Here is a 26,706-nt window from a genome sequence, read left to right as displayed (position 1 = left end):
CAATCCCCACCCCAACTGATATCTGTATAAAAATACAGCCCCAGCCCTCGCCCATGCCCTTCCAGACCGACCCGCGCTTCTACTACCTGGCCAACTTCCACCGCGCCCTCGCCTGGCTGGAAGAACGCTACGACGACCTCTTCGACGCCGCCGAGCGCGCCTTCCTCCGCGACTTCCAGGCCATGCCGCTGGAGGCCCGGGCGTTGCTGGTGCGGCTGATCATGCGCAAGGGCCCGCATTTTCGCGCCAGCAAGCTGGACTACGCCGAGATCGGCTGCCCGCGCCGGGCCGCCGCGCCGCTGCTGGAGGCCGGCTGGCTGGATGGCGCCGCCGCGCTGGGCCTGGAAGAACTCTTCGGCCTGCTGCGCAAGGACGAAATCCTCGACTGCTTCGGCGCCCAGCTGTCCAGCCGCCAGTTGCGCAAGCCGGAGCTGCAGGCCGAACTGGCCGCGGTCGACGCCGAGCCGCGGCCCTTCGCCGCCTGGTGCCCACAGCTGGACGAGGCGGTCTACAGCCTGGCCATCGCGCCCCAGGTGGAGCGCCTGCGCCTGATGTTCTTCGGCAACCTGTACCAGGACTGGACCGAATTCGTCCTCACCGACCTGGGCATCCTGCGCTATGAAACCGTCCCGCTGACCCGCGAATCCCGCGGCTTCGCCAGCCGCGACGAGGTCGACGCGCACCTGTTCCTGCAGCGCTGCCGCGAAGCCTTCGACCTGGGCGCCGCTGCCCAGGAACTGCTGCCGCTGATCGCCAGCGTCGACTGCGGCACCGCCCAGCTGCAGCGCCGTCGCGGACGCGTGCTGTTCCACATCGGCCAGCAACTGGAGCGCGAAGCCGACTGGGAAGGCGCCCTGCAGGTCTATGCCGCCAGCGAACACGCCAGCGCCCGCCAACGCCAGGTGCGCGTGCTGGAGCGCCTGGAACGCCATGCCGATGCCTACGACCTGGCCCTGCAGGCCGCGGCCCAGCCCCAGGACGCCGCCGAGGCGCAGCTGATCGAGCGCGCCCTGGTGCGCCTGCGCCGCCAGCTCGGCCACGCCCAGCCGGCGAAGGCCAGGGCCGAGCCGCCGCCACGCATCGACCTGGAGCTGGAGCCGCAGCCCGGCCTGAGCGTCGAGCAGTGCGTGCAACTGCACCTGGCCCGCCCCGAAGCGCCGGTGCACTACGTAGAGAACACCCTGGTCCTCGGCCTGTTCGGCCTGCTCTGCTGGGAAGTGATCTTCACCCCGCTGCCGGGCGCCTTCTTCCACCCCTTCCACGCAGGCCCCGCGGACCTCTACGACAGCCAGTTCCGCGCCCGTCGCGCCGGGCTGTTCGAAGCGCGCCTGGCACTGCTCGACAGCGGCGCCTACGCCGACGAGATGCGCCGCATCCACTGCGAGAAACAGGGCCTGCAATCGCCCTTCGTGTTCTGGGAGCTGCTGGACGGGAACCTGCTGGAACAGGCCCTGGCCTGCCTGCCGGCGGCGCACCTGAAGGCCTGGTTCGGCCACCTGCTGGAAGACCTGCAGGCCAACCGCGCCGGCATGCCCGACCTGATCCAGTTCTGGCCCGCCGAGGGCCGCTACCGGATGATCGAGGTGAAGGGCCCCGGCGACCGCCTGCAGGACAACCAGAAGCGCTGGCTGGCCTTCTGCGCCGCGCACGGCATGCCGGTGGAGGTCTGCTACGTGACCTGGGCCGGGGAGCCGGCCGCATGAACTACCAGGTCGCGGTGCGCGCACTCTGCGAGTTCACCGCCAAGGTCGGCGACCTCGACCTGCGCTTCACCCCCTCGCCCACCGCCCAGGAAGGCATGGCCGGCCACGCCACCGTGGTCGGCCGCCGCGGCCCCGGCTACCTCGCCGAACTGCCGCTGGCCGGCGCCTACCGCAACCTGCTGGTGCGCGGCCGTGCCGACGGCTACGACCCGGCGCGCAACTGCCTGGAAGAGATCAAGACGCACCGCGGCGACATCGCCCGCATCCCCGACAACCACCGCCAGCTGCACTGGGCCCAGGCCAAGGTCTACGGCTGGCTGCTCTGCGCCCTGCAGGGCCTGGAGGAAATCGACCTGGCGGTGGTCTACTTCAACGTCATGACGCAGAAGGAGACGGTATTCCAGGAGCGCTTTACGGCCGACGAACTGCACGCCTTCTTCGAGGAACACTGCCAGCGCTTCGTGACCTGGGCCGAACGCGAGATGGCCCACCGCGCGGCCCGCGATACAGCCCTGGAAAGCCTGCGCTTCCCCTGGCCGCAGTTCCGCCACGGCCAGCGCCAGCTCGCCGAGGCGGTGTACCGCGCCGCCCGCGACGGCCGCCACCTGATGGCCCAGGCCACCACCGGCATCGGCAAGACCCTCGGCACCCTGTTCCCACAGCTCAAGGCCATGCCCGGCCAGGGCCTGGACCGGCTGTTCTTCCTCAGCGCCAAGACCCCCGGCCGGCGCCTGGCCCTGGAGGCCCTGGCCAGCCTGCGCCAGGACGAACCCGAGCTGCCGCTGCGGGTGCTGGAACACGTAGCCCGCGACAAGGCCTGCGAACACCCGGACAAGGCCTGCCACGGCGACTCCTGCCCGCTGGCCAAGGGCTTCTACGACCGCCTGCCGGCCGCCCGCCTGGCCGCCCTGGACGGCGCCTGGCTGGACCAGGCGCGGGTCCGCGAGGTGGCCCGCGAGCACGGCATCTGCCCCTACTACCTGAGCCAGGAGCTGAGCCGCTGGGCCGACGTGGTGGTGTGCGACTACAACTACTACTTCGACATGAGCGCCCTGCTCTACGCGCTCACCGTGCTCAACGAGTGGAAGGTGACTCTGCTGGTGGACGAGGCCCACAACCTGGTGGAGCGCGGGCGCAAGATGTACACTGGCGAACTCGACCAGGCCGATTTCCAGGACCTGCGCCGCGTCGCCCCGGCCAAGCTCAAGGGCGCGCTGGAGCGCGTCGGCCGCCACTGGAACCAGCTGCACCGCGACCAGGAAGTGGAATACCAGGTCTACCCGCTGGCGCCGGAGCTGTTCATCCTCGCGCTGCAGAAGGCGGTGACCGCCATCACCGACCACCTCAGCGAGCAGCCCGACGGCAACAGCCTGGAGCTGCTGGGCTTCTATCTCGATGCCATGGCCTTCTGCCGCCTGGCCGAGGCCTTCGGCGAGCACTCGCTGTTCGACATCACCCGCCGCCAGACCGAAAGCGGCCGGGTCTACTCCACGCTGTGCCTGCGCAACGTCATCCCCGCGCCCTTCCTCGCCCCGCGCTTCGAGGAGGCCCACAGCTGCACGCTGTTCTCCGCCACCCTGACGCCGGCGCACTACTACCGCGACCTGCTGGGCCTGCCGCAGGACACCGCCTGGATCGACGTGGAATCGCCGTTCCACGCCGAACAGCTGGAGGTGCAGGTGGTGCGCAACCTGTCCACCCGCTACCGGCACCGCGCCCAGTCGGTGCGGCCGATCTGCGAACTGATGGCCCGGCAGTACCGCGAGCGGCCGGGCAACTACCTGGCCTTCTTCAGCAGCTACGCCTACCTGGAGCAGGTGCGCGAACGCTTCGTCCGCGACGAGCCCGGGGTGCCGGTCTGGGTGCAGGCGCGCAACATGGACGAGACCGAGCGCGAAGGCTTCCTCGAACAGTTCCGCAACGGCGGCCGCGGCATCGGCTTCGCGGTGCTCGGCGGCGCCTTCGGCGAGGGCATCGACCTGCCCGGCGACCGCCTGATCGGCGCCTTCGTCGCCACCCTGGGGCTGCCCCAGGTGAACACGGTGAACGAGGAAATCCGCCAGCGCATGCATGCCCTCTTTGGAAATGGCGGCGGCGACGGCTACGACTACACCTACCTCTACCCCGGCCTGCAGAAGGTGGTGCAGGCGGCCGGCCGGGTGATCCGCACCCAGCAGGACGAAGGCGTGGTCTGGCTGATCGACGACCGCTTCGGCCGCAGCGAAGTGCGCCAACTGCTGCCGCGCTGGTGGACCGTGCGCAGCTGCCGGCTGGCCCTGCCGCCGCCGGAGCCGGAGGCGCAAGCCAGCGCGCCACGCAAGGCGCCCGTGCCGCCGACTCGCCAGCGCCCGGCACGGCCGAAGCCGGAGCAGGCCCAGGGCGAACTGGGCTTCAATGATTTCTAGATCGAATCACTGAAACAATCATTCATATCTGTTTCGCATAGCTTCGGCCACGCAGACTCCTTCCAGGCCCACGGATAAAGGAGTCCGCCATGTTCGCCATGCAATACAGCCACCGCCTGCCGGCGGAACACGACATGGGCGCCATCCGCCAGCGCGCCGCCAGCAAGGGCCCGCACTGGGACGCCTGGCCGGGCCTGGCCTGCAAGGCTTTCGTCCTCCAGGAAAAGGGCCGCCACGGCGCCGAAGGCAACCTCTACGCCTCGGTCTACCTCTGGCGGGAACCGGCCGCCGCCGCGGCCTTCCTGGCCGGCGAGGCCTTCCAGGGGGTGATCGACAGCTTCGGCCGGCCCGCGGTGGAAACCTGGCTGCCGCTGGACGCCCGCCGCGGCCCCGCCTTCGATCGCCCGGCCCGCTCGCTGTACCGCGAGGAACTACCCTTGTCCGATAGAGGCGCCGCCGCCCTGCGCGACGGCGCGCTGGCCGCCGGCGAGGCGCTGCTGGGCCGGGAGGATGTGCTGGCGGCCTGGGTCGTGGCCGACCTGCAGCGCTGGACGCTGCTGCGCTTCAGCCTCAGTGCCGAGGCACTGGAGGCACGCGCGGGCAGCCTCGGCTACGAAGTCCTGTACCTGGCACGGCCAGGGCTGGAGCGACTGCCATGAACGACAGGCAGAAACGGGAACTGGCGGCACAACTGGCAGGGCTGGCCTTCGGCGCCTTCATGGTGCTGGGGATGGCCTGGGGTGTGGTGCGGGTGGCTCGGGTGCTGGTGGGGTAAGGATGGGGCTTTTCGTAGGAGCGAGCTTGCTCGCGAATGGAGTTTCCCGGCAATTGCAGTGTTTCGGCTTGACTCCGCCCCCTCTCCCTAACCCTCTCCCTGAAGGGAGAGGGGACCGTTCGGAGCGTTTGGGTTTTCCAGAGTCAGCCGGCAGTTCCGGAGTTGCCGGCTAAAACCGTTGTTGACGTTGGCACAGACTAGCCCCCTCTCCCTTCAGGGAGAGGGCTGGGGAGAGGGTGCTCCAATCTTGGCGCCGAAGTCCCGGGAAACCTCGTTCGCGAGCAAGCTCGCTCCTACGAAAAGCCCCCAGGTAACCATCCTCTACCCCACCGTACTCCGCACCGCCGCCACCAATGTCCGCAACATCCCCTGCGCCTGCGCATCCCGGGGATGGGAGAACAGCAGCACATCGCGCCCCGGCAACGCCGGCAGCCCCAGCCGCGCCCCCACGTCCTCGCACCCCGCCGGTGCCACCCGACGCCCCAGGGCTGCCACGGCTATGCCCGCGCTCACCGCCGCGCCAATGGTCATCAACCCACCACCGACGAACACCTCGCGCCAGGCCACCCCGGCCTGGTCCAGGGCGTCCACCGCCATGCGCCGCACGCTGCAGGGTTCGGCCTGGGTGGCCAGGGGCAGCGGTTGGCCGGGCAATGGCTGGAAGTCGGTGGCGCCCATCCAGGCGAAGGGTTCCTGCAGCACCACCTCGCCGTCCTGGCGTGGCGGGCCCTGCTGCAGCACCAGGGCCACGTCCAGTTCGCCGCGGTCGAAGCGCTCCAGGGTTTCCCGCGAACTGTCCACCCGCAGTTCCAGCAGCAGCCCCGGCTCGCTGCGGGTGAGCTGGCGCAGCAACCCGGGCAGTTCGGCGCCGACGATGTGGTGGCTGATGCCCACCACCAGCCGCCTGGGCTGGCCGCCGGCGAACGCGCCCAGCGCCTGGCGGTGCGCCGCCACCAGGGCGCGGGCCGCTTCCAGGAACACCCCGCCGTCGGCGGACAACCGCACCAGGCGCGGCGTGCGCTCCAATAGGCGGCGGCCGAGGCCGTCCTCCAGGCGCTTGATCTTCAGGCTCACCGCCGACTGGGTGCTGGCCAGGGCCTCGGCGGCGCGGGTGAAGCTCTTCAGCTCGGCGACCAGCACGAAGGCCTGCACGGCCTCGATGTCCAGGGCTTTCATGATGTCCACTTTCAATGACCGAGAGCGGACAGCATTCGACTTTGCCATGGGAGGGTCAAGCGGGCGAGGCGTTTTCCCTGTGGCCGACGTAGGGCGCATAACGCCTCCGGCGTTATCCGCCGATCAGATCACCAGGGTTGGCCGTGAACTCGGATTGAGCCGAGGTGTAGCGGCGGATAACCGCGAACGGTTATTCGCCCTACGCCCAGGAAACATCGTCGGCGGTGGCGGCTCAGTCGAGCTTCTTGCGGATCCAGTACAGGTAGGTGCCCGCCTCTTCCTGCTGCTCCACCAGTTCGTGGCCGAGGAAGATGCAGAACTTGGGGATGTCGCGGCGGGTGGAGGGGTCGGTGGCGATGACCTTGAGCAGGCCGCCAGCCGGCAGGTCGCGCACCTTGTTGTGCAGCATCATGACCGGTTCGGGGCAGTTCAGGCCGGTGGCGTCGAGGATGGCGTCGACAGGCTGGGACATGGAGAGGCTCCGCAAAACGAATGGCGCATTGTCGCCCAAAGCGGGGCGCAGGGTCACGCGTCGCGGGCGAACGGCAATGGCCCAACCTTTCGTCGGGCCCCCGCTGCGCTGCGCTGGGCTAAGCTCGGCGCCTTCCCCGACAGCGGATGTCCCCCGCCCATGCGCCTGCCCGCCCTGCTCTGCCTCGCTTTGCTGCTCACCGCCTGCGCCGCCCGCGACCAGTTGCCCGACTATGCCGCCAGCGCCGGGCAGGACCTGCCGGCCAGCTGGTACGAGGCGGTGATCACCGCCCGCGACGGCACGCGGCTGTCCGCCACCGTGTTCCAGCCGGCGCTCAAGGCCGGCGAGACGGCGCCGCTGGTCGTGCACACCCACGGCTGGGGCGGCTGGCGGGTGACCGGGCCGGACGGTTTCTATGGCCAGAACATGATGTCCGGGCGCGCCGCGCTCAAGGCCTGGAAGGCCGGCTACTGGGTGGTCAGCTACGACCAGCGCGGCTGGGGCGGCAGCGACGGGCGCATCGAGATGATGGACCCACGCTTCGAGGTGAGCGACGCCAGCGCGGTGATCGATTGGGCCGCCGCGCACCTGCCCCGGCTGAGCATGGACGGCCCCGGCGACCCGCGGCTGGGCATGCTCGGCGAGAGCTACGGCGGCGCCGTGCAGTTGCTGGCCGCGGCGCAAGACCCGCGCATCGACGCCATCGTGCCCATCGCCACCTGGTACGACCTGAGCGACGCCCTGGCCCCCGATGGCCAGTTGAAGATGGGCTGGGGCGGCGTGCTGGTCAGCCTGGGCCTGGCCACCGGCTACGACCTGGGCAAGTTCGTCCAGGCCGACTACCTGCACAGCGCCAGCGGGCGCATGGCCGAACCGGTGCGGGCCGAGCTGGCCGCCCACAGCCTGGCGCGCTACTGCGCCGAGGGCCGCCGCCCGCATGCCGACGCCCTGCTGATCCAGGGCCTGCGCGACACCCTGTTCCCCCTCGACCAGGGCCTGCAGATCCGCCAGTGCCTGCGCCAGGGCAATGCCGACGTGCGCCTGCTGGGGATGCAGGGCGGGCACATCCTGCCGCCGCCGTTGCAGGCCTGGAGCGGCCTGCCGCCGTTCAACAACGAACCGGTGATCCATTGCGGCGAGCGTGCCATCAACCTCTACCAGGGCATCCTCGCCTGGTACGAGGAGAAGCTGCGCCGGCGCCCCGGCGCCGCCGACAGCGTGCCCTCGCTGTGCGTCAGCCTCGACCTGGACCAGGGCCTGGCGCTGGACGAACTGCCCGCCCCCGGCCCCACCGTGGCCCTGCCGCCGACACCGGTACGCCCGGCCAGCAGCGGGCTGCTGCAGCCCCGCACCTTCATCCCGCTGCACCAGGTCGCCGAGCCCGGCGCCCTGCTCGGCAGCCCCGAGGTGCGCCTCTCCCGGCCACTGGGCGCGGGCGAGCAGGCGCTGCTGTTCGCCTCGCTGGCGATTCGCGGCGCGGACGGCCGCACCCGGGTGCTGGACGAGCAGGTCAAGCCGTTGCTCAACCGCGGCACCACGCGGCTCAACGCGGTCAGCGCCCGCCTGACGGCGGGGGACGAAATCGGCCTGCTGGTCAGCGGCTTCAGTGGCCAGTACCTGTTCAACGGCTCCTGGCAGCTTCGCACGGTGGCGTTACAGGGCGAGGTGCAACTGCCCGCCCTGCTGCCGCTGCAGCCGCGCCTGGCGGCTGGCCGCTGACTCAGCGCAGCGGCCCGGCGGGCGCCTCGTCCAGCTGGGCCAGCAGCATCGGCTCGCCGTCGCCGTCCACCGGCAGCAGCGCCCACTGTTCCTTGTGGCCCAGGCGGCGGTGGCTCTGGCGCACCTGGCTGCCCAGCGGCAGCGGCGCCTTGAAGTGCACGTCCAGGCGCACCTGTTCGGCCAGGCGGCGGCCGGTGAGGCTGCGCGCCAGGCTCCACATGCCGTGGGCGAAGGGCTTGCCGAAGCCGTAGCGCGAGGCCATCAGGCGCGACAGGTGCAGCGGGTTGAAGTCGCCGCTCAGGCCCGCATAGCGCCAGCCGGCGATCTTCGGCACACGCCACTGCACGCCGGGGTGCGCGGGTACCTCCAGGGTGTGCCACTGGGCGCGCTCGGGCAGCGGGTCGGGCTCGGCGTGGTCGTCGAGGAAGTCGCCGCGGCGCAGGTAGGTGGTGATCGACTGCCAGTAGAGCATGTCGTGGTGCCAGACCTCGGTCACCACGTCCACCTCCAGCCCCAGCGGGCTGCGCCGGCTGGTGAGGATGCGGCAGTCCAGCTGCAGCTGGTCGCCCTCCTCCAGCAGCCGGTAGCGCTGGATGTGGCTGCGCAGGTGGATCAGCCCGAGGATCGACAGCGGCATGCGCGAGCGGCTGAGCAGGCGCAGGTGCAGCGGCAGGCTGATCACCTGCGGGTACAGCAGGGGCACGCCCAGGCCCGGGTCCAGGCCGAAGTGCTGGCGGTAGGCGCGCAGGTGGCGGGCGTCGAAGCGCAGGCTGCGGCTGTCCATGGCCAGGTTCGGCAGGCGCTCGCCACGGCCCAGGCCGCGGCGCGGCAACAACATGCGGCTGTAACTGCCCAGCAGCGAGGGCAACTTTCGCTTCACGAGCGGCTCCGGGAGGGGGTGCGCCGCACAGCATGGTCGCTGCGCGGCGCCACGGCAAGTCGCCGAAGGTCGCGGATCGCCCGCGGCCCTACAGGCGGCGCAGGTGCACCGTGACTTCCTCGCGGTCGTGGTACAGCTGCTTGCAGCCGATGGCCACGCGCAGGCCGCGCTCGCGGAAACTCTCGCGCAAGCGTTCGAGGATCTTGCGCACCTCGGCGTAGCGCTGCTTCATCGGCAGCTTGAGGTTGACCACCGCCTCGCGGCACAGCCCCTCGCCGATCCAGGTCTCGATCAGCGAGCCGGTGCGCGCCGGCTTCTCGACGATGTCGCAGACCATCCAGTCCACCGTCTGCCGCGGCCGGAACACATAGCCGTCGGCGCGCTGGTGGTCCACCAGGCCGGAATAGACCAGGTTCTCGGCCATGGGCCCGTTGTCCACGGCGATCACCCGCATCTCGCGGTTGACCAGTTGCCAGGTCCAGCCGCCGGGCGCGGCGCCCAGGTCCACGGCGAGCATGCCCGGCGCCAGGCGCTTGTCCCAGTCGGCGCGCGGGATGAAGTGGTGCCAGGCCTCCTCCAGCTTGAGGGTCGAGCGGCTGGGCGCCTCGCGGGGGAACCGCAGGCGCGGGATGCCCATCGGCCACATGGCGCTGTTGCGCGGCTCGGCGAGGCCGACGAAGACTTCGCGGCCGGAGCGGAAGGTCAGCAGCAGGCGCGGCAGGCTCGGGTCCTCGCGCAGCTTGCCGGCCTTGACCAGCGCGGCGCGCAGGGGCTTCTCGAACTTGCGGCAGAAGGTCGACAGTTCCTTGCCTTCGTTGCTGTCGAAGACTTCCAGCCAGAGGCTGCCGCACAGCGGGTACGGGCCCAGCTCCTCCAGCAGCGCGCCGATGCGGTCCTGCTCGGGCAACGGGACGAAACCGGTGCCGCGGGCCCACTGGCGCGGGAAGATCAGCTCGGAAAAGCGCAGGTGGCGCATCAGCCGGTCGGCGCCGTCGGCTTCCTGGCAGACGAACTCGGCGTAGGCGGTGGCCGGCTTGGCGCGGGCGTAGCCAGCCACGTCCAGGCCGGCGGCCAGGTCGGAAATCTCCGCGCAGACCTCGTTTTCGAAGCCCGGGCGGCAATGCAGTAGCAGGGTGTTCATCGGGGTGTCTCCTTGGCCGCGCACTATAGTCGCTGAGCGGCCGGCTTTCACCCGGATTCGCCCGCTGCGAAGGCCGGGCCGAGGGAACCCGCGGCTGCGGCAAAGGGTCCAGACTCCATGGCAGGACCGCCCGGAGCGGTCTAGCTTGAGAGTTCCGAAGTCGCGTTCCAGGGCCTGGCAGCCCCGGGGCACGCATGCCGGAAACCGTCAGGATGCCGCCAGATATGCAGAAGTTACCGCCAATCCGCGTTGCTTTTGCGCCATGCCGGGCTCTTCGCCCGGCGCCTCCGTCAGTATCGGAGCGGTGCCGTCGATCCGGCAGAACCTAGCCTGAGGAGAACGTCATGCCCGCAGTGGACAGCCTGAACAGCCTGCGCACCCTAGAGGTGGGCGGCAAGACCTACCACTATTACAGCCTCCCGGAAGCCGCGAAGCAGCTCGGCGACCTGGACAGGCTGCCGAAGTCGCTCAAGGTGCTCCTGGAGAACCTCCTGCGCTGGGAGGACAACCACACGGTCAACGCCGACGACCTGCGCGCCCTGGCCGGCTGGCTGAAGGAGCGCCGCTCCGACCGCGAGATCCAGTACCGCCCGGCGCGGGTGCTGATGCAGGACTTCACCGGGGTGCCGGCGGTGGTCGACCTGGCCGCCATGCGCGACGCCATGGCCAAGGCCGGGGGCGATGCGCAGAAGATCAACCCGCTGTCCCCTGTCGACCTGGTCATCGACCACTCGGTGATGGTCGACCGCTACGCCAGCCACGCCGCCTTCGCCGAGAACGTCGAGATCGAGATGCAGCGCAACGGCGAACGCTACGCCTTCCTGCGCTGGGGCCAGAACGCCTTCGACAACTTCCGCGTGGTGCCGCCGGGCACCGGCATCTGCCACCAGGTCAACCTGGAGTACCTGGGCCGCACGGTGTGGACCAAGGACGAGGACGGGCGCACCTACGCCTTCCCCGACACCCTGGTCGGCACCGACTCGCACACCACCATGATCAACGGCCTGGGCGTGCTCGGCTGGGGCGTCGGCGGCATCGAGGCGGAAGCGGCCATGCTCGGCCAGCCGGTGTCGATGCTGATCCCCGAGGTGATCGGCTTCAAGCTTACCGGCAAGCTGAAGGAAGGCATCACCGCCACCGACCTGGTGCTCACCGTCACCCAGATGCTGCGGCAGAAGGGCGTGGTGGGGAAATTCGTCGAGTTCTACGGCGACGGCCTGGCCGACCTGCCCCTGGCCGACCGCGCCACCATCGCCAACATGGCCCCGGAATACGGCGCCACCTGCGGCTTCTTCCCGGTGGACGAGATCACCCTGGGCTACCTGCGCCTGTCCGGCCGTCCGGAACAGACCGTCAAGCTGGTGGAGGCCTACTGCAAGGCCCAGGGCCTGTGGCGCGAGAAGGGCCACGAACCGCTGTTCACCGACGCCCTGCAACTGGACATGGGCGAGGTCGAGGCCAGCCTGGCCGGGCCCAAGCGCCCGCAGGACCGCGTGCCCCTGGGCCAGGTGGGCAAGGCCTTCGCCGACTTCCTCGCGCTGCAGCCCAAGGCCGCGCGCAGCCCGGAAGTCTCGCGCCTGCTCAATGAAGGCGGCGGTGGCGCCGCGGTGGGCAGCGCCGAGAGCCAGGGCATCGAGTACCAGCACGAGGGCAAGAGCTACCACCTGCAGGATGGCGCGGTGGTCATCGCCGCCATCACCTCCTGTACCAACACCTCCAACCCCAGCGTGATGATGGCCGCCGGCCTGCTGGCCAGGAAGGCGCTGGAGAAGGGCCTGCAGCGCAAGCCCTGGGTGAAGAGCTCGCTGGCCCCCGGCTCCAAGGTGGTCACCGACTACTTCAAGGCCGCCGGCCTGACGCGCTACCTGGACGAGCTGGGCTTCGACCTGGTGGGCTACGGCTGCACCACCTGCATCGGCAACTCCGGGCCGTTGCTGGAACCCATCGAGAAGGCCATCCAGCAGGCCGACCTGACGGTGGCCTCGGTGCTGTCCGGCAACCGCAACTTCGAGGGCCGCGTGCACCCGCTGGTGAAGACCAACTGGCTGGCCTCCCCGCCCCTGGTGGTAGCCTACGCCCTGGCCGGCAGCGTGCGCCTGGACCTGTCGAAGGACCCGCTGGGCACCGGCAAGGACGGCCAGCCGGTGTACCTGAAGGACATCTGGCCGAGCCAGCAGGAGATCGCCGAGGCGATCCAGAAGGTGGACACCGCGATGTTCCACAAGGAATACGCCGAGGTCTTCCAGGGCGACGAGAAGTGGCGCGCCATCGAAGTGCCCCAGGCGCAGACCTACACCTGGCAGGCCGACTCCACCTACATCCAGCATCCACCGTTCTTCGAGCACATCGCCGAGGCCCCGCCGAAGGTGGCCGACATCGAGAAGGCCAGGGTGCTGGCGGTGCTGGGCGACTCGGTGACCACCGACCACATCTCCCCCGCCGGCAACATCAAGAAGGACAGCCCGGCCGGGCGCTACCTCAGCGAGCACGGCGTGGCCTACGCCGACTTCAACTCCTACGGCTCGCGGCGCGGCAACCACGAGGTGATGATGCGCGGCACCTTCGCCAACATCCGCATCAAGAACGAGATGCTCGGCGGCGAGGAAGGCGGCAACACGCTCCACGTACCCAGCGGCGAGAAGCTGGCGATCTACGACGCGGCCATGCGCTACCAGGCCGAGGGCACGCCGCTGGTGATAGTCGCCGGCAAGGAGTACGGCACCGGCTCGTCCCGCGACTGGGCGGCCAAGGGCACCAACCTGCTGGGGGTCAAGGCGGTGATCGCCGAGAGTTTCGAGCGCATCCACCGCTCCAACCTGGTGGGCATGGGCGTGCTGCCGCTGCAGTTCACCGGCGGCCAGGACCGCAGGGCGCTGAACCTGACCGGCAAGGAAGTGCTGAACATCCGCGGCCTGGACGGCGAGCTGAAGCCGCACATGACGCTGAAGGTGGAAGTCACCCGCGAGGATGGCAAGCAGGATGGCTTCGAGGTGCTGTGCCGCATCGACACCCTCAACGAGGTGGAGTACTTCAAGGCCGGCGGCATCCTGCACTACGTGCTGCGCAGCCTGATCTGAGCAGTCGCCCGGTTCGAGGTCGGAGCCGGTGGGAAGATAGGTGAAACGGCGTATGACCGCGAACGGTTATACGCCTCACGCCCCATGCGGAGTCTGCCGTAGGTGTGGGGATGGCGCCGGCCTTGCCGGCGAAATCGCGGATAAGATCCGCTCCTACGGCTTCCCCTGTGCCCGCGCCCTTGCGGGAGCAGGCCCTGCCCGACAGACAAAACCTATAAATTCATAGGAAAATTACCTACGACCATGTGACAGGTAGCGTTTTGCCATCGTCCACGTCAATATTCCTACGCCAAATATCGAACAAGGCTTCAACTTTCGTTGATCCCGGCCGATAACAAAACCGTCACATGCCTTTTTCGTGGACCTCGCCCTGAATGCGCAACAACCAGCCCGTCACCCAGCGTGAACGCACCTACCCAGCGGAACAACGCCTGATCTCCACCACCAACAGCCGTGGCGTGATCACCTATGCCAACGATGCCTTCGTCGACATCAGCGGCTTCGCCCGGGACGAGCTGGTGGGCTCGCCGCACAACCTGGTGCGCCATCCGGACGTGCCGCCCGCGGTGTTCGCCCACATGTGGGCCACGCTGAAGAACGGCAAGCCGTGGATGGGCATCGTCAAGAACCGCTGCAAGAACGGCGACCACTACTGGGTCAGCGCCTACGTCACGCCCATCTTCGAGCGCAACGAGATCGTCGGCTACGAGTCGGTGCGCGTGCGCCCCAGCGCCGAGCAGGTCGAGCGCGCCCAGGCCCTGTACCAGCGGATCAACGCCGGCAAGCCGGCGATCCCGCGCCGCGACCTGTGGCTGCCGGTGCTGCTGGACTGGCTGCCGTTCATCCTGATCAGCCAGGTGGCCTTCCTCATCGGCGTCTGGCTCGATTCGCACTGGGGCTTCGCCCTCGCCGGCCTGCTCGCCATCCCCCTGGGCCTGGCCGGCCTGGGCTGGCAGCAGCGCGGCCTCAAGCGCCTGCTGCGCCTGGCCGAGCAGACCACCTCGGACCCGCTGATCGCACAGATGTACACCGACAGCCGCGGCGCCCAGGCGCGCCTGGAAATGTCCATCCTCAGCCAGGAAGCGCGGCTGAAGACCTGCCTGACGCGCCTGCAGGACACCGCCGAACAGCTCACCGCCCAGGCCCGCCAGGCCGATACCCTGGCCCACCACAGCTCCTCCGGCCTGGAACGCCAGCGCGTGGAGACCGAGCAGGTGGCCACGGCGGTCAACCAGATGGCCGCCACCACCCAGGAAGTGGCGAACAACGTGCAGCGCACCGCCGACGCCACCCGCCAGGCCAACGAGCTGACGCGCCGCGGGCGCAGCGTGGCCAGCGAGACCCGCGCAGCCATCCAGCGCCTGTCCGCCTCGGTGGGCGAGACCGGCCTTGCGGTGAGCCAGCTGGCCCAGGACAGCAACGAGATCGGCGGCGTGGTCGACGTGATCAAGGGCATCGCCGACCAGACCAACCTGCTGGCGCTCAACGCCGCCATCGAGGCCGCCCGCGCCGGCGAGATGGGCCGCGGCTTCGCCGTGGTGGCCGACGAGGTGCGCTCGCTGGCCCAGCGCACAGCCGAGTCCACCGAGCAGATCCACGGCCTGATCGCCAAGCTGCAGACCACCGCCGAAGGCGCGGTGAGCGCCATGGAGGTCGGCCGCCGCCAGGCCGACGAAGGCGTCGAGCGGGTGCTGGAGGCCGACCAGGCGCTGTCCGGCATCAGCGACTCGGTGGCCAACATCGCCGACATGGCCAACCAGATCGCCGCGGCGGCCGAGGAACAGAGCGCGGTGGCCGAGGAGATCAACCGCAACATCGCCACCATCGCCCAGCTCGCCGACCAGACCTCCGACGAGGCCCAGCGCACCGCGCAGTTGAGCGAGGAGCTGACCGGCACGGCGCAGAGCCAGTATTCGCTGGTGGAGCGGTTCAACCGCTGAGCACCGGGGCTCGTCCGGGCGTCGGGCGTACAAGCGTTCGCGGTTGTACGCCGTTCCTTCGTCCGTTGCCCGCTTCGTGGTCGGTTCGGAGCGCCCTTGAACGGGGCTTCGGGCTCGGGGCCGCAGTGCCTGGTGACCAAGGTCAGGCGGCGGATAACCGCGAACGGTTATTCGCCCTACGCTCCCGGCGGTTTCGGTGCATGGCTTGACTCCGCTCCCTCTCCCTAACCCTCTCCCTGAAGGGAGAGGGGACCGTTGGGCAGAACAGGAGGTTATGCAGTTAGCCGACAGCCTCGACGGTTTCCGGTGAAAGCATTCCTTCTCTCGGCACGGACAAGCTCCCTCTCCCGCTTGCGGGAGAGGGCTGGGGAGAGGGTTACGGACGCCAACGCAGCTCCGAAGCCGAACCTAGCCGAGGTGCCTTGCGTTACAGCGACTGCGCCGGGTCCGCCGCCACCGCCGCGGCCTTGCGTACGAACAGGCAGTAGGCGGCCGTCAGCAGCGCCAGGAACGGGATGCCGAAGACCAGGGTCATGCGGAAGGCATCGACGAAGGCGGTGGTCAGCAGGATCGCCAGCATGAGCCCCAGCCCCAGCAGCGTCGCCCAGGGGAACCCCCACATGCGGAAGGACAGCTGCAGGGCGCCGCGCGCCTGGTGGTAGCGGCGGAAGCGGTAGTGGGTGAAGAAGATCATCATCCAGGCGAAGAGCGCGCCGAAGATCGAGATGGCCATCATCAGCATGAACGACTGCTCGGGAAACGCCACGTTGACCAGGGTCGCCAGGGCGATGCGGTGCAGGACAGCGCCAGCGCGTTCAGCGGCACCCCGGCGCCGCTCAGCCGGCCCATGGCGCGGGGCGCGTAGCCGGCGCGCGAGAGGCTGAACATCATCCGCGTGGTGGTGTAGAGCTGGCTGTTCATCGCCGACAGCGCCGCCACCAGGATGACGAAGTTGATCAGCCCGGTGGCGCCGGGAATCCCGACCTGCTGCATGACGCTGACGAAGGGGCTCTCGGCGCCCTGCCCCGACCGGTCCCAGGGCAGCATGGCGAGGATCAGCGCCAGGGTCAGGATGTAGAACACCAGCAGGCGCACCATGGTCACGCGGAAGGCCTGCTTCACCGCGCGCTCGGGCTGTTCGGCCTCGCCGGCGGCCACCGCGATCATCTCGATGCTCAGGTAGCTGAAGATGGCGATGATCACCGCGACCCACATGCCGGACAGCCCGTGGGGCAGGAAGCCGCCGTGCGCGACGTAGTGATGGAAGCCGTACTCCGGGTGCGTGCCGCCGAACACCAGCCAGGCGCCGAGCAGGATGAAGGCGAGGATGGCGCTGATCTTGATCGCCGAGAAGGCGTACTCGAAGTGGCCGAAGGCCTTGACGCTGATGGCGTTGGTCAGGATCAGCGCCGAGGAGAACAGCAGGATCCACACCCAGCTGGCCACGCCGGGGAACCAGTACTTCATGTACAGGGCGATGGCGGTGACCTCGGTGCCCACCGCCAGGACGATGGCCGCCCAGTAGGCGTAACGCACCAGGAAGCCGGCCAGCGGGCCGACGTAGAACTCGGCGTAGGCGCCGAAGGAGCCGGAGGTGGGATGGGCCACGGTCATCTCCGCCAGGCAGCCCATCAGCAACAGCGCGATCAGCGCGCCTATGGCGTAGCTGAGCAGCACGCCGGGGCCGGCGAAGCCGATGGCGAAGCTGCTGCCCATGAAGAGCCCGGTACCGATGGCGCCGCCAATGGCGATCATGCTCATCTGCGCCGAGGTGAGCTGGCGCTTGAGCCCCTGCTCGCGTGCCGCGATGGCGGCGAATCCAGTCTTGTCGTTCATCTTGTGCCTCTGGGGTCTTGTCGTTATGGCGGGCGTCAGAGCAGTTGCAGCGGGTATTCGACGATCACCCGCACTTCGTCGTTGTCGGCGGTGTCGGCGCGGGCCACCTGAGCGCTGGAGCGCACGCTGGCCTGGCGCACGCGGATCGACAGGTCCTTCGCCGCGCCGGACTGCACCACGTAGCCCAGCTCGATATCGCGCTCCCAGCGCCTGCCGTCGTCGCCATAGCGTCCGTAGGCGCCGTTGGGGCCGCCCTGGTAATGGCTGTCGTCGATGTGGTCGCCGCTGACGTAGCGGCTCATGAAGGTCAGCCCGGGTACGCCGAAGCCGGCCAGGTCGAGGTCGTAGCGCAGTTGCCAGGAGCGTTCGTTGGGGCCGTTGAAGTCCAGCACCTGCACCGAGTTGGCGAGGTAGATCGAGGTGCCGCTCTGGCGGTCGAAGCCCAGGTAGTCGAAGGGTTCGTCGCCGTGCACGCGCTGGTGGGCCAGGGTCAGCGCCTGGGCGCCCTGGCTGTAGCGCACGGCGGCGGACCAGGTGGTGTTGTCGATGTCGCCGGCCAGCCGGCGGCCGTCGTCGAGGGTGCGGTAGAGGTTGAAGTCGAGGTTCAGCGCTCGGCCGTCGCCCAGCTCCAGGCGCTGGCCGGCGCTGGCGTAGTACTGCCGCCAGATGTCGTCGAAGCGCGAGCTGTAGGCGGACAGGCGGGTGCCTTCACGCGGCGTCCAGGCCAGGCCCGCATAGTCGACCGCGCGGGTTTCCACCTGGGCGTAGAGCGCCTTGAGCGCGCCGTCGGCGTTGCTGGAGTTGCCGTCGTTGCCGGCGGTGAAGTGCCCGGCGTCGAACAGCAGGCCGTCCAGCTCGCGGCTGCTGAGCGAAACGCCGATGGCCATCGGGGTGAACAGGCGCGCGTTGCCGGTGCCGAACACCGGGTTCATCGGTGCCTGGCTGCCATATTTCAGCTCGCTGCGGGAGACCCGCAGCTTCACCGCGGCGCCGGCTTCGGAATACTCGTCTTCCGGCTCGCCCCGGGAGTCCACCGGCAGCAGGTCGGTGCCCGTGCGGGCGCGGCTGCTATCGAGCTTGAGGCCCAGGTTGGCATAGGCGTCCACGCCGACGCCGACGGTGCCCGGGGTATAGCCGGAGCGGTAGTCCAGCATCATCCCGTGGGCCCATTCCTGGCGATAGTTCTGCCCGCCCGGGTTGTTCAGCAGGTTGCGATGGAAGAAGAAGTTGCGCTGGGTCAGCAGCAGCTGGCTGCCGGCGAGGAATCCGCCGTCGGCTTCGTCCGCCAGCACCGGCGCGCTCAGCGCGACGAGCGCGAGCAAGGGACACATCGGCAAGGGATGCAGCTTCATGGAGGGGATCGACCTTTTTGTTGTACTTGTCAGTCAAGGCGGGCGCCAGCCGGCGCCCGGGGAAGGCCCTGGCGGGCCGGATCAGGTCACCTGCTTGCGGGTCATGAAGCGCTCTGCGCGCCAGGCGCCGCTGTCGAGCACGTCGCCGAGGATTTCCGCGGCGTCCCAAACATCGCTGTAGCGGGTGTACAGCGGGGTGAAGCCGAAGCGCATGATCCGCGGCTCGCGGTAGTCGCCGATGACCCCGCGGTCGATCAGCGCCTGCACCACCGCGTAGCCCTCGGGATGCTCGAAGCTGACGTGGCTGCCGCGGCGGGCGTGCTCCAGTGGCGTCACCAGGGTCAGCGGATGGGCCGCGCAGCGGGCCTGGACGCGTTCGATGAAGAGGTCGGTCAGGGCCAGCGACTTCGCGCGCAGGGCCTGCATGTCGGTCTTGGCGAAGCTGTCCAGGCCGCATTCGACCAGGGCCATGGAGGTGATCGGCTGGGTCCCGCAGAGGTAGCGGCCGATGCCCGGCGCCGGCGCGTAGGCCGGTTCCATGCCGAACTGGCGGGCATGGCCCCACCAGCCGGACAGCGGTTGCCAGACCTGCTCGCGCAGCGCCGGCGACACCCAGACGAATGCCGGGGAACCGGGGCCGCCGTTGAGGTACTTGTAGGTGCAGCCGATGGCGTAGTCGGCACCGGCCGCCGTGAGGTCGACCGGCACGGCGCCGACCGAATGGCACAGGTCCCAGATGGTCAGCGCGCCGCATTCATGGGCCAGCGCGGTGAGCGCGGCCATGTCGTGCAGGTGGCCGGTCTTGTAGTTCACCTGGGTGAGCAGCAGCACCGCGGTATCGGCGCCGACGGCAGCCGGCACGTCCTCCGGACGATCCACCAGGCGCAGCTGGTAACCCTGGCGGAGCATGTCGGCCAGGCCCTCGACCATGTAGATGTCGGTGGGGAAGTTGCTGCGCTCGGTGACAATCACCTTGCGCGCGGGATCGCGGCCCGCCTGCACGCGCAGGGCCGCCACCAGCACCTTGAACAGGTTGATCGAGGTGGTGTCGGTGACCACCACCTCGTCTTCGCCGGCACCGATCAGGCGCGCCAGCTGGTTGCCCAGGCGCTCCGGCAGGGCGCGCCAGCCGGCGCTGTTCCAGCTACCGATGAGGCCTTCGCCCCACTCTTGCGCCAGCACCTGGCGGGCGCGCTCCAGCGCCGCCCTGGGGCGGGCGCCGAGGGAGTTGCCGTCCAGGTAGATCACCCCTTCGGGCAGCGCGAAGTCGTCACGCAGCGCGGCCAGGGGGTCGCGGGCATCGAGGGCCAGGCAGTCTTCTCTTGTTGTCATGTCGGTTCCTAGTGCGAAAGACGACGCAGCACGGCGCGCACCGGGCTGGCATCGAGATGGGTGAACTTGAGCGGAAGGGCGATCAGCTCGTAGTCGCCGGGCGGCACCTCGTCGAGCAGCAGGCCTTCGAGGATGGCCATGCGCTGGCGGGCGACGGCGCGGTGCGCGTCAAGGCGCTTGCTGTCCTGCGGGTCGAGCGACGGGGTGTCGGTCCCCACCAGGCGCACGCCATGGGCGGCGAGCAGCTCGATGCAGGCCGGATCGACGGCGGCGAAGCGCTCCGGCCAGGCGTCCAGCGGCGCCTTGCGCCAGGTGCGGATCAGCACCCGCGGCGGCACCCCGGCCAGGTGGCCGAGCAGGTGCCCGGGGAGCACGCAAGGCAGCGCATCCAGGCAGTGGATCACCCGGCAGGGGCCGAGGTAAGGCGCCAGGTCCACCGCGCCTATGGCGGCGCCGTCGGCGTCGTAGTGCAAGGGGGCGTCGGCGTGCGCCCCGGTGTGCGGCGACAGGGTGATGCGCCCGACGTTGACCGGGCACTGCTCATCGATCCGCCAGCAGCGCTCCTCCTGGAAGGGCGTGTCGCCCGGCCAGGTCGGGGTGCTGGTGTCCAGCGGCGGGCTGATGTCCCACAGGGTGCGGTCGTCGGGCATGCTCGGTCTCCTCGGCAGGTGGGAGGATGATGCTGCAACGCCCTGTGCAGTTTCGTGCTATCTTCGTCGCGAATGCGCCGCTCATTCGCAGATAATTTCTCCAATAAAGCCTTTCATAGAAGATCCTGCAGATGACTCTCGACAGCACCGACTTGCGCATCCTGCTCTGCCTGCAGCACAACGGCCGCATCAGCAACCAGGAGCTGGCGGAGAAGGTCGCGCTGTCGCCGTCGGCCTGCCTGCGGCGCCTGCGCAATCTGGAGGAGGAAGGCATCGTCTGCGGCTATCGCCCGGTGCTGGATGCCGAGCGGCTGGGCATCGAGCTGGAGGCGCTGGTGCATGTGTCCATGCGCCAGGACGAGGCGGACTGGCACGAGCGCTTCGTCGAGCGGGTGCAAGGCTGGCCCGAGGTGGTCGGCGCCTATATCGTCACCGGGCACAGCAACTACGTGCTGCGGGTGCAGGCGCGCAGCCTGAAGCAGTTCTCCGACTTCATCGTCAATCGCCTGAACCGCGCCAACGGCGTGACCGACATCCGCTCGGAAATCATCCTGCAGACCATCAAGGAAGGCGGCGGCGTGCTCGACCTGCTGGCCGCACGCCGCTAGGCCGGTTCAACGGGCGAGGAAGGCGGCCACCGCGTCGGCGGTGCTGTCCAGATGCTGCTCATGGCTCAAACCCGAGGCCTTCAGCGGCTTCAGGTCATGGTCCGCCGCCGCCAGCCACTGGACGCGGATCGCCGGCGACAGCAGGTACTGCGCCACGTGCGCGCGGTCGCCCAGGGCGTCGCGTTCGCCCTGGACGATCAGCGTCGGCGTGCGCAGCTCGGCCAGGTGCGCCACCCGCGGCTTCTCCGGCTTGCCCGCGGCATAGAAGGGGTAGCCCAGGCACACCAGGGCGTCGGCGCCGAGTTCGTCGGCCAGCAGGCTGGCCATGCGCCCGCCCATGGACTTGCCGCCGATGGCCAGCGGCCCCTGCACCTGCCCGCGTACTTCGGCGAATACCTGGCGCCAGCACTCCAGCAGCTGCTTCTGCGGGTTCGGCGGGCGCCGGCGGCCGTCCTCGCGGCGGGCGGCCATGTAGGGGAACTCGAAACGCGCCACCGCCACGCCGCGGGCGGCCAGGCGCCGGGCGATCTCGTCCATGAACGGGCTGTCCATGGGCGCGCCGGCGCCATGGGCCAGGACGAGGGTCGCCGACAGCGCGCCGACGGGTCGGTTCCACAGCAGCGACAAAGCGCCACAGTCACGTATTGGCACCGCCTCGGAGGCCGATTGATCGGAATCAATATTCCGTTTCCGGGGTTTATCCATTCTTCGCTCCGCTAGTTGCGTAATTAGTACCTGTCCCTGGGGGAGGGGCGGCGTTCGCCGTAAGGAACCCGCCGGGATGGGCTAGCCCATAACCGTGGATGGAAGCCCATATACCATGAGCACAACCAATCAGACCGCTTATAACTACAAGGTGGTCCGCCAGTTCGCCGTGATGACGGTGATCTGGGGAATCGTCGGCATGCTGGTCGGCGTCGTCATCGCCGCCCAGCTGGTGTGGCCGGAACTCAACCTCGGCTTGCCGTGGACGAGCTTCGGACGCCTGCGCCCGCTGCACACCAATGCCGTGATCTTCGCCTTCGGTGGCTGCGCCCTGTTCGCCACCAGCTACTATGCGGTGCAGCGTACCTGCCAGACCCGCCTGTTCTCCGACACCCTGGCCTCCTTCACCTTCTGGGGCTGGCAGCTGGTGATCCTGCTGGCCGCCATCAGCCTGCCGCTGGGCTACACCTCCTCCAAGGAGTACGCCGAGCTGGAATGGCCGATCGACATCTTGATCACCATCGTCTGGGTCGCCTACGCCGTGGTGTTCTTCGGCACCCTGGTGAAGCGCAAGACCAAGCACATCTACGTGGGCAACTGGTTCTTCGGCGGCTTCATCCTGACCGTGGCGCTGCTGCATGTGGTCAACAACCTGGAGCTGCCGGTCGGCTTCATGAAGTCGTACTCCATCTACTCCGGCGCCACCGACGCCATGGTCCAGTGGTGGTACGGCCACAACGCCGTGGGCTTCTTCCTCACCGCCGGCTTCCTGGGGATGATGTACTACTTCGTGCCCAAGCAGGCCGAGCGCCCGGTCTACTCCTATCGCCTGTCGATCGTGCACTTCTGGGCACTGATCGCCGTGTACATCTGGGCCGGCCCGCACCACCTGCACTACACCGCCCTGCCGGACTGGGCGCAGTCCCTGGGCATGGTGATGTCGCTGATCCTCCTGGCGCCCTCCTGGGGCGGCATGATCAACGGCATGATGACCCTCTCGGGCGCCTGGCATAAGCTGCGCAGCGACCCCATCCTGCGCTTCCTGGTGGTATCCCTGGCCTTCTACGGCATGTCCACCTTCGAAGGCCCGATGATGGCCATCAAGACCGTCAACGCCCTCTCCCACTACACCGACTGGACCATCGGCCACGTGCACGCCGGCGCCCTGGGCTGGGTCGCCATGGTCTCCATCGGCTCGCTGTACCACATGATCCCGAAGGTCTTCGGCCGCGAGCAGATGCACAGCGTGGGCCTGATCAACGCGCACTTCTGGCTCGCCACCATCGGCACCGTGCTCTACATCGCCTCGATGTGGGTCAACGGCATCACCCAGGGCCTGATGTGGCGTGCGGTCAACGCCGACGGCACCCTCACCTACTCCTTCGTCGAAGCGCTCGCCGCCGGCCACCCCGGCTTCGTGGTGCGCATGATCGGTGGCGCCGTGTTCCTCAGCGGCATGCTGATCATGGCCTACAACACCTGGCGCACCATTGCCTCCTCCAAGGCGGAGGACGCTGAAGCGGCCGCCCGGATTCCCGCCGTCGTAGGAGCCCACTGATGAAACACGAAGTACTCGAGAAAAACGTCGGCCTGCTGGCCCTGTGCATGGCCGTGGCCGTGAGCATCGGCGGCCTGACGCAGATCGTCCCGCTGTTCTTCCAGGACGTCACCAACACCCCGGTGGAAGGCATGAAGCCCTACACCGCCCTGCAACTGGAAGGGCGCGACATCTACATCCGCGAAGGCTGCGTCGGCTGCCACTCGCAGATGATCCGCCCGTTCCGCGCCGAGACCGAGCGCTACGGCCACTACTCCGTGGCCGGCGAGAGCGTCTGGGACCACCCCTTCCTGTGGGGCTCCAAGCGTACCGGCCCGGACCTGGCCCGCGTCGGCGGCCGCTACTCCGACGACTGGCACCGCGCGCACCTGTACAACCCGCGCAACGTGGTGCCGGAATCGAAGATGCCCGCCTACCCCTGGCTGGTCGAGAACAAGCTCGACGGCAAGGACATCGAGACCAAGATGCAGGCCATGCGCACCCTCGGCGTGCCCTACACCGACGAGGACATCGCCGGCGCCCGCGACAGCGTCAAGGGCAAGACCGAGATGGATGCCCTGGTGGCCTACCTGCAGGGCCTGGGCACCATCATCAAGAGCAAACGGTGACAGCAGATGGATATCGGGACGATTCGCGGCCTCGGCACCGTCGTGGTGATGGTGGCCTTCGTCGGCGTACTGCTCTGGGCCTATAGCGGCAAGCGCAAGCAGCGCTTCGATCAGGACGCCCTGCTGCCCTTCGCGGACGACCCGGCAGCCATGAAGCACGTCGAGCAAGAGCAAGCTTCTAGGAGCAACAAAGAATGACAACCTTCTGGAGTCTGTACGTCACCGTACTTACCCTGGGCACCATCTTCGCCCTGGCCTGGCTGCTGTTCGCCACCCGCCGCGGCCAGCGCAGCGAAGCCACCGACGAGACCGTCGGCCACTCCTTCGACGGCATCGAGGAGTACGACAACCCGCTGCCGAAGTGGTGGTTCATGCTGTTCGTCGCCACCTTCATCTTCGCCCTCGGCTACCTGGTCCTGTACCCGGGCCTGGGCAACTGGAAAGGCCTGCTGCCGGGCTACCAGGAAGTCAGCGACGGCAAGCCCTTCGCCAATGGCCAGCCGGGTTGGACCGGCGTGCACCAGTGGGAGAAGGAAATGGCCAAGGCCGACGAGAAATATGGGCCGATCTTCGCCAAATTCGCCGCCATGCCCATCGAAGAGGTGGCCAAGGACCCGCTGGCGCTGAAGATGGGCGGCCGCCTGTTCGCCTCCAACTGCTCGGTCTGCCACGGCTCCGACGCCAAGGGCGCCTACGGCTTCCCCAACCTGACCGACCAGGACTGGCGCTGGGGCGGCAGCACCGCGGACATCGAGACCACCATCAAGGGTGGCCGCCACGCCGCCATGCCGGCCTGGGGCGAGGTACTGGGCGACCAGGGCGTGCATGACGTGGCCGCCTTCGTCACCAGCAAGCTGGACGGCCGCAAGCTGCCCGAAGGCGTGACCGACGAACAGGTCGCCAACGGCCAGAAGATCTTCGCCACCACCTGCGTCGCCTGCCACGGCCCCGAGGGCAAGGGCACCGCCGCCATGGGCGCGCCCAACCTGACCCACCCGGCCGCCTTCATCTACGGCTCGAGCTTCTCCCAGCTGCAGCAGACCATCCGCTACGGCCGCCAGGGCCAGATGCCGGCCCAGCAGGAGCGCCTCGGCGGCGACCAGGTGCACCTGCTGGCCGCCTACGTGTACAGCCTGTCCCAGGGTGATGCGCAGAAGAGCGAATAAGCGCTTCCGCCCTCCCCTCGCAACACCCAGCGGCGCCGGCTACCACCGGCGCCGCTCTATTTCGGGGGGACGAAAAAATTTAGGACGTTTCCGACGCGACCAACGGTCGCACCGTTGCACGTAGAGCCAAGTCGTATCATGTTTAGGCGTGCAGCCATATCCTGACCCTTTCGGCATGTATCGACGGGGCACCCTCCCACTGCCGTGGTACGCACTGATGAGCAAACAGATTCCCGTGCAAGACGTCACACCGCCCGCGAAGAAGGGTGGAGAGAACGTCGACCTCTATGCCTCCCGCGAGAAGATCTACACCCGGGCCTTCACCGGGTTCTTCCGCAACCTGCGCCGTGTCGGCGGCGCTTTCCTGTTCCTTCTCTACTTCGGCACCGTGTGGCTGACCTGGAACGGTCGGCAGGCGGTGTGGTGGGACTTGCCCGAGCGCAAGTTCTACATCTTCGGCGCCACCTTCTGGCCGCAGGACTTCATCCTCCTCTCCGGCCTGCTGATCATCTGCGCCTTCGGGCTGTTCTTCATCACGGTGTTCGCCGGCCGCGTGTGGTGCGGCTACACCTGCCCGCAGAGCGTGTGGACCTGGATCTTCATGTGGTGCGAGAAGGTCACCGAAGGCGACCGCAACCAGCGCATGAAGCTGGACAAGGCGCCGATGAGCGCCAACAAGCTGCTGCGCAAGGCCGCCAAGCACTCGCTGTGGCTGCTGATCGGCCTGGTCACCGGCCTGACCTTCGTCGGCTACTTCGCCCCCATGCGCGAGCTGCTGGCCGACTTGGTCACCGGCGAGGCCGACGGCTGGGCCTACTTCTGGGTGGGCTTCTTCACCCTGGCCACCTACGGCAACGCCGGCTGGCTGCGCGAGCAGGTGTGCATCTACATGTGCCCCTACGCGCGCTTCCAGAGCGTGATGTTCGACAAGGACACCCTGATCGTCTCCTACGACCCGCGCCGCGGCGAGAAGCGCGGCCCGCGCAAGAAGACCCTGGACTACAAGGCCCAGGGCCTGGGCGACTGCATCGACTGCACCATGTGCGTGCAGGTCTGCCCCACCGGCATCGACATCCGCGACGGCCTGCAGATCGAATGCATCGGCTGCGCCGCCTGCATCGACGCCTGCGACAGCATCATGGACAAGATGAACTACCCGCGCGGGCTGATCAGCTACACCACCGAGCACAACCTGTCCGGGCAGAAGACGCACCTGGTGCGCCCGCGCCTGATCGGCTACGCCATCGCCCTGTGCGTGATGATGAGCCTGCTGGCGACCGCCGTGGTGATCCGCCCGCTGGTGGGCTTCGACGTCAGCAAGGACCGCGTGCTCTACCGCGAGAACGCCGAAGGCCGGATCGAGAACGTCTACAGCCTGAAGATCATGAACAAGGACCAGCGCGACCACACCTACGTGCTCGGCGCCAAGGGCCTGGACGGTCTGACCCTGGAAGGCCGCAAGGAAGTCCAGGTGGCCGCCGGCGACATCCTCGCCATGCCGGTGGAACTGGCGGTGGACCCGGACAAGCTGCCGTCCAGCACCAACAAGATCACCTTCACCATCCAGTCGGTGGACGATCCGTCCATCAGCAAGGAAGCCGAC

The 26,706-nt window shown here is 68.6% G+C and carries 20 protein-coding genes and 1 pseudogene; 12 read left to right on the top strand and 9 right to left on the bottom strand.

The window, feature by feature from the left end; genetic code table 11:
* The 3 genes from DK254_RS23900 to DK254_RS23890 form a co-directional block, all read left to right on the top strand.
* Positions 1-1,703: VRR-NUC domain-containing protein (locus DK254_RS23900; RefSeq protein ID WP_305888136.1), on the top strand; the 1,703-nt coding region annotated here is incomplete at its 5' end.
* A complete protein-coding gene (locus DK254_RS23895) occupies positions 1,700-4,108 on the top strand; it encodes an ATP-dependent DNA helicase (RefSeq protein ID WP_109935766.1) in 2,409 nt (802 codons plus the stop codon). The genes DK254_RS23900 and DK254_RS23895, both read left to right, overlap by 4 nt.
* Before the next feature lie 89 nt (positions 4,109-4,197).
* Positions 4,198-4,767 carry a DUF4865 family protein gene (locus tag DK254_RS23890; RefSeq protein ID WP_109935765.1) on the top strand — a complete coding sequence of 190 codons (570 nt, stop codon included), beginning with the start codon at positions 4,198-4,200 and terminating at the stop codon, positions 4,765-4,767.
* Positions 4,768-5,204: 437 nt separating this feature from the next.
* On the opposite strand, the gene DK254_RS23885 is transcribed toward DK254_RS23890, so the two are convergent.
* Complete coding sequence (locus tag DK254_RS23885) at positions 5,205-6,059, bottom strand: LysR substrate-binding domain-containing protein (RefSeq protein ID WP_109935764.1); 855 nt, start codon at positions 6,057-6,059, stop codon at positions 5,205-5,207.
* Between the two features lie 232 nt (positions 6,060-6,291).
* Positions 6,292-6,531 carry a sulfurtransferase TusA gene (gene tusA / locus DK254_RS23880; RefSeq protein WP_009622807.1) on the bottom strand — a complete coding sequence of 80 codons (240 nt, stop codon included), beginning with the start codon at positions 6,529-6,531 and terminating at the stop codon, positions 6,292-6,294.
* Positions 6,532-6,690: 159 nt separating this feature from the next.
* Here tusA and DK254_RS23875 point away from each other — a divergent pair, with 159 nt between their 5' ends.
* Complete coding sequence (locus DK254_RS23875; RefSeq protein ID WP_109935763.1) at positions 6,691-8,250, top strand: alpha/beta hydrolase; 1,560 nt, start codon at positions 6,691-6,693, stop codon at positions 8,248-8,250.
* A gap of 1 nt (position 8,251) precedes the next feature.
* On the opposite strand, the gene DK254_RS23870 is transcribed toward DK254_RS23875, so the two are convergent.
* Positions 8,252-9,130: a MaoC family dehydratase gene (locus DK254_RS23870; protein WP_109935762.1), complete on the bottom strand. Its 879-nt coding sequence runs from the start codon at positions 9,128-9,130 to the stop codon at positions 8,252-8,254.
* Between the two features lie 88 nt (positions 9,131-9,218).
* Positions 9,219-10,271, bottom strand: a complete 1,053-nt coding sequence (gene rlmM / locus DK254_RS23865; RefSeq protein WP_109935761.1) for a 23S rRNA (cytidine(2498)-2'-O)-methyltransferase RlmM — start codon at positions 10,269-10,271, stop codon at positions 9,219-9,221.
* 344 nt (positions 10,272-10,615) lie between these two features.
* Here rlmM and acnA point away from each other — a divergent pair, with 344 nt between their 5' ends.
* A complete protein-coding gene (gene acnA, locus DK254_RS23860) occupies positions 10,616-13,348 on the top strand; it encodes an aconitate hydratase AcnA (RefSeq protein ID WP_109935760.1) in 2,733 nt (910 codons plus the stop codon).
* Between the two features lie 374 nt (positions 13,349-13,722).
* Positions 13,723-15,288: a PAS domain-containing methyl-accepting chemotaxis protein gene (locus DK254_RS23855; RefSeq protein WP_109935759.1), complete on the top strand. Its 1,566-nt coding sequence runs from the start codon at positions 13,723-13,725 to the stop codon at positions 15,286-15,288.
* Between the two features lie 427 nt (positions 15,289-15,715).
* On the opposite strand, the pseudogene DK254_RS23850 reads toward DK254_RS23855, so the two are convergent.
* From DK254_RS23850 to kynB, 4 genes and pseudogenes are all read right to left on the bottom strand, one after another.
* Positions 15,716-17,124, bottom strand: a pseudogene (locus DK254_RS23850) (amino acid permease).
* A 35-nt stretch (positions 17,125-17,159) separates the two neighbouring features.
* Complete coding sequence (locus DK254_RS23845) at positions 17,160-18,476, bottom strand: OprD family porin (RefSeq protein WP_109935758.1); 1,317 nt, start codon at positions 18,474-18,476, stop codon at positions 17,160-17,162.
* Positions 18,477-18,557: 81 nt separating this feature from the next.
* Positions 18,558-19,808 carry a kynureninase gene (gene kynU, locus DK254_RS23840; protein ID WP_109935757.1) on the bottom strand — a complete coding sequence of 417 codons (1,251 nt, stop codon included), beginning with the start codon at positions 19,806-19,808 and terminating at the stop codon, positions 18,558-18,560.
* A gap of 8 nt (positions 19,809-19,816) precedes the next feature.
* Positions 19,817-20,458: an arylformamidase gene (gene kynB / locus DK254_RS23835; RefSeq protein WP_109935756.1), complete on the bottom strand. Its 642-nt coding sequence runs from the start codon at positions 20,456-20,458 to the stop codon at positions 19,817-19,819.
* A gap of 131 nt (positions 20,459-20,589) precedes the next feature.
* On the opposite strand from kynB, the gene DK254_RS23830 reads away from it, so the two are divergent.
* Positions 20,590-21,066, top strand: coding sequence for an Lrp/AsnC family transcriptional regulator (locus DK254_RS23830; RefSeq protein WP_109935755.1), 477 nt, complete (start codon positions 20,590-20,592; stop codon positions 21,064-21,066).
* Positions 21,067-21,072: 6 nt separating this feature from the next.
* Here the strand turns inward: DK254_RS23830 and DK254_RS23825 are convergent, their stop codons facing one another.
* Positions 21,073-21,771, bottom strand: a complete 699-nt coding sequence (locus DK254_RS23825) for an alpha/beta family hydrolase (RefSeq protein ID WP_328565808.1) — start codon at positions 21,769-21,771, stop codon at positions 21,073-21,075.
* A 115-nt stretch (positions 21,772-21,886) separates the two neighbouring features.
* Between DK254_RS23825 and ccoN the strand changes: the two genes are divergently transcribed.
* The 5 genes from ccoN to ccoG all read left to right on the top strand — a co-directional run.
* Positions 21,887-23,329 (top strand): cytochrome-c oxidase, cbb3-type subunit I, encoded by a 1,443-nt coding sequence (ccoN, locus tag DK254_RS23820; protein ID WP_109935753.1) that lies wholly within the window; start codon positions 21,887-21,889, stop codon positions 23,327-23,329.
* A complete protein-coding gene (ccoO, locus tag DK254_RS23815) occupies positions 23,329-23,937 on the top strand; it encodes a cytochrome-c oxidase, cbb3-type subunit II (RefSeq protein ID WP_109935752.1) in 609 nt (202 codons plus the stop codon). The genes ccoN and ccoO overlap by 1 nt, the downstream gene beginning before the upstream one ends.
* Before the next feature lie 6 nt (positions 23,938-23,943).
* Positions 23,944-24,135 (top strand): CcoQ/FixQ family Cbb3-type cytochrome c oxidase assembly chaperone, encoded by a 192-nt coding sequence (locus tag DK254_RS23810; protein ID WP_109935751.1) that lies wholly within the window; start codon positions 23,944-23,946, stop codon positions 24,133-24,135.
* Positions 24,132-25,103, top strand: coding sequence for a cytochrome-c oxidase, cbb3-type subunit III (ccoP, locus tag DK254_RS23805; RefSeq protein ID WP_109935750.1), 972 nt, complete (start codon positions 24,132-24,134; stop codon positions 25,101-25,103). The genes DK254_RS23810 and ccoP overlap by 4 nt, the downstream gene beginning before the upstream one ends.
* A gap of 217 nt (positions 25,104-25,320) precedes the next feature.
* A partial coding sequence (gene ccoG, locus DK254_RS23800; protein ID WP_109935842.1) for a cytochrome c oxidase accessory protein CcoG occupies positions 25,321-26,706 on the top strand: 1,386 nt, incomplete at its 3' end.

It is taken from the genome of Pseudomonas sp. RW407 (assembly GCF_003176655.1).
Taxonomy (GTDB): Bacteria; Pseudomonadota; Gammaproteobacteria; order Pseudomonadales; family Pseudomonadaceae; genus Pseudomonas; species Pseudomonas delhiensis.
This window is presented reverse-complemented; position numbering and strand designations above follow the sequence as displayed.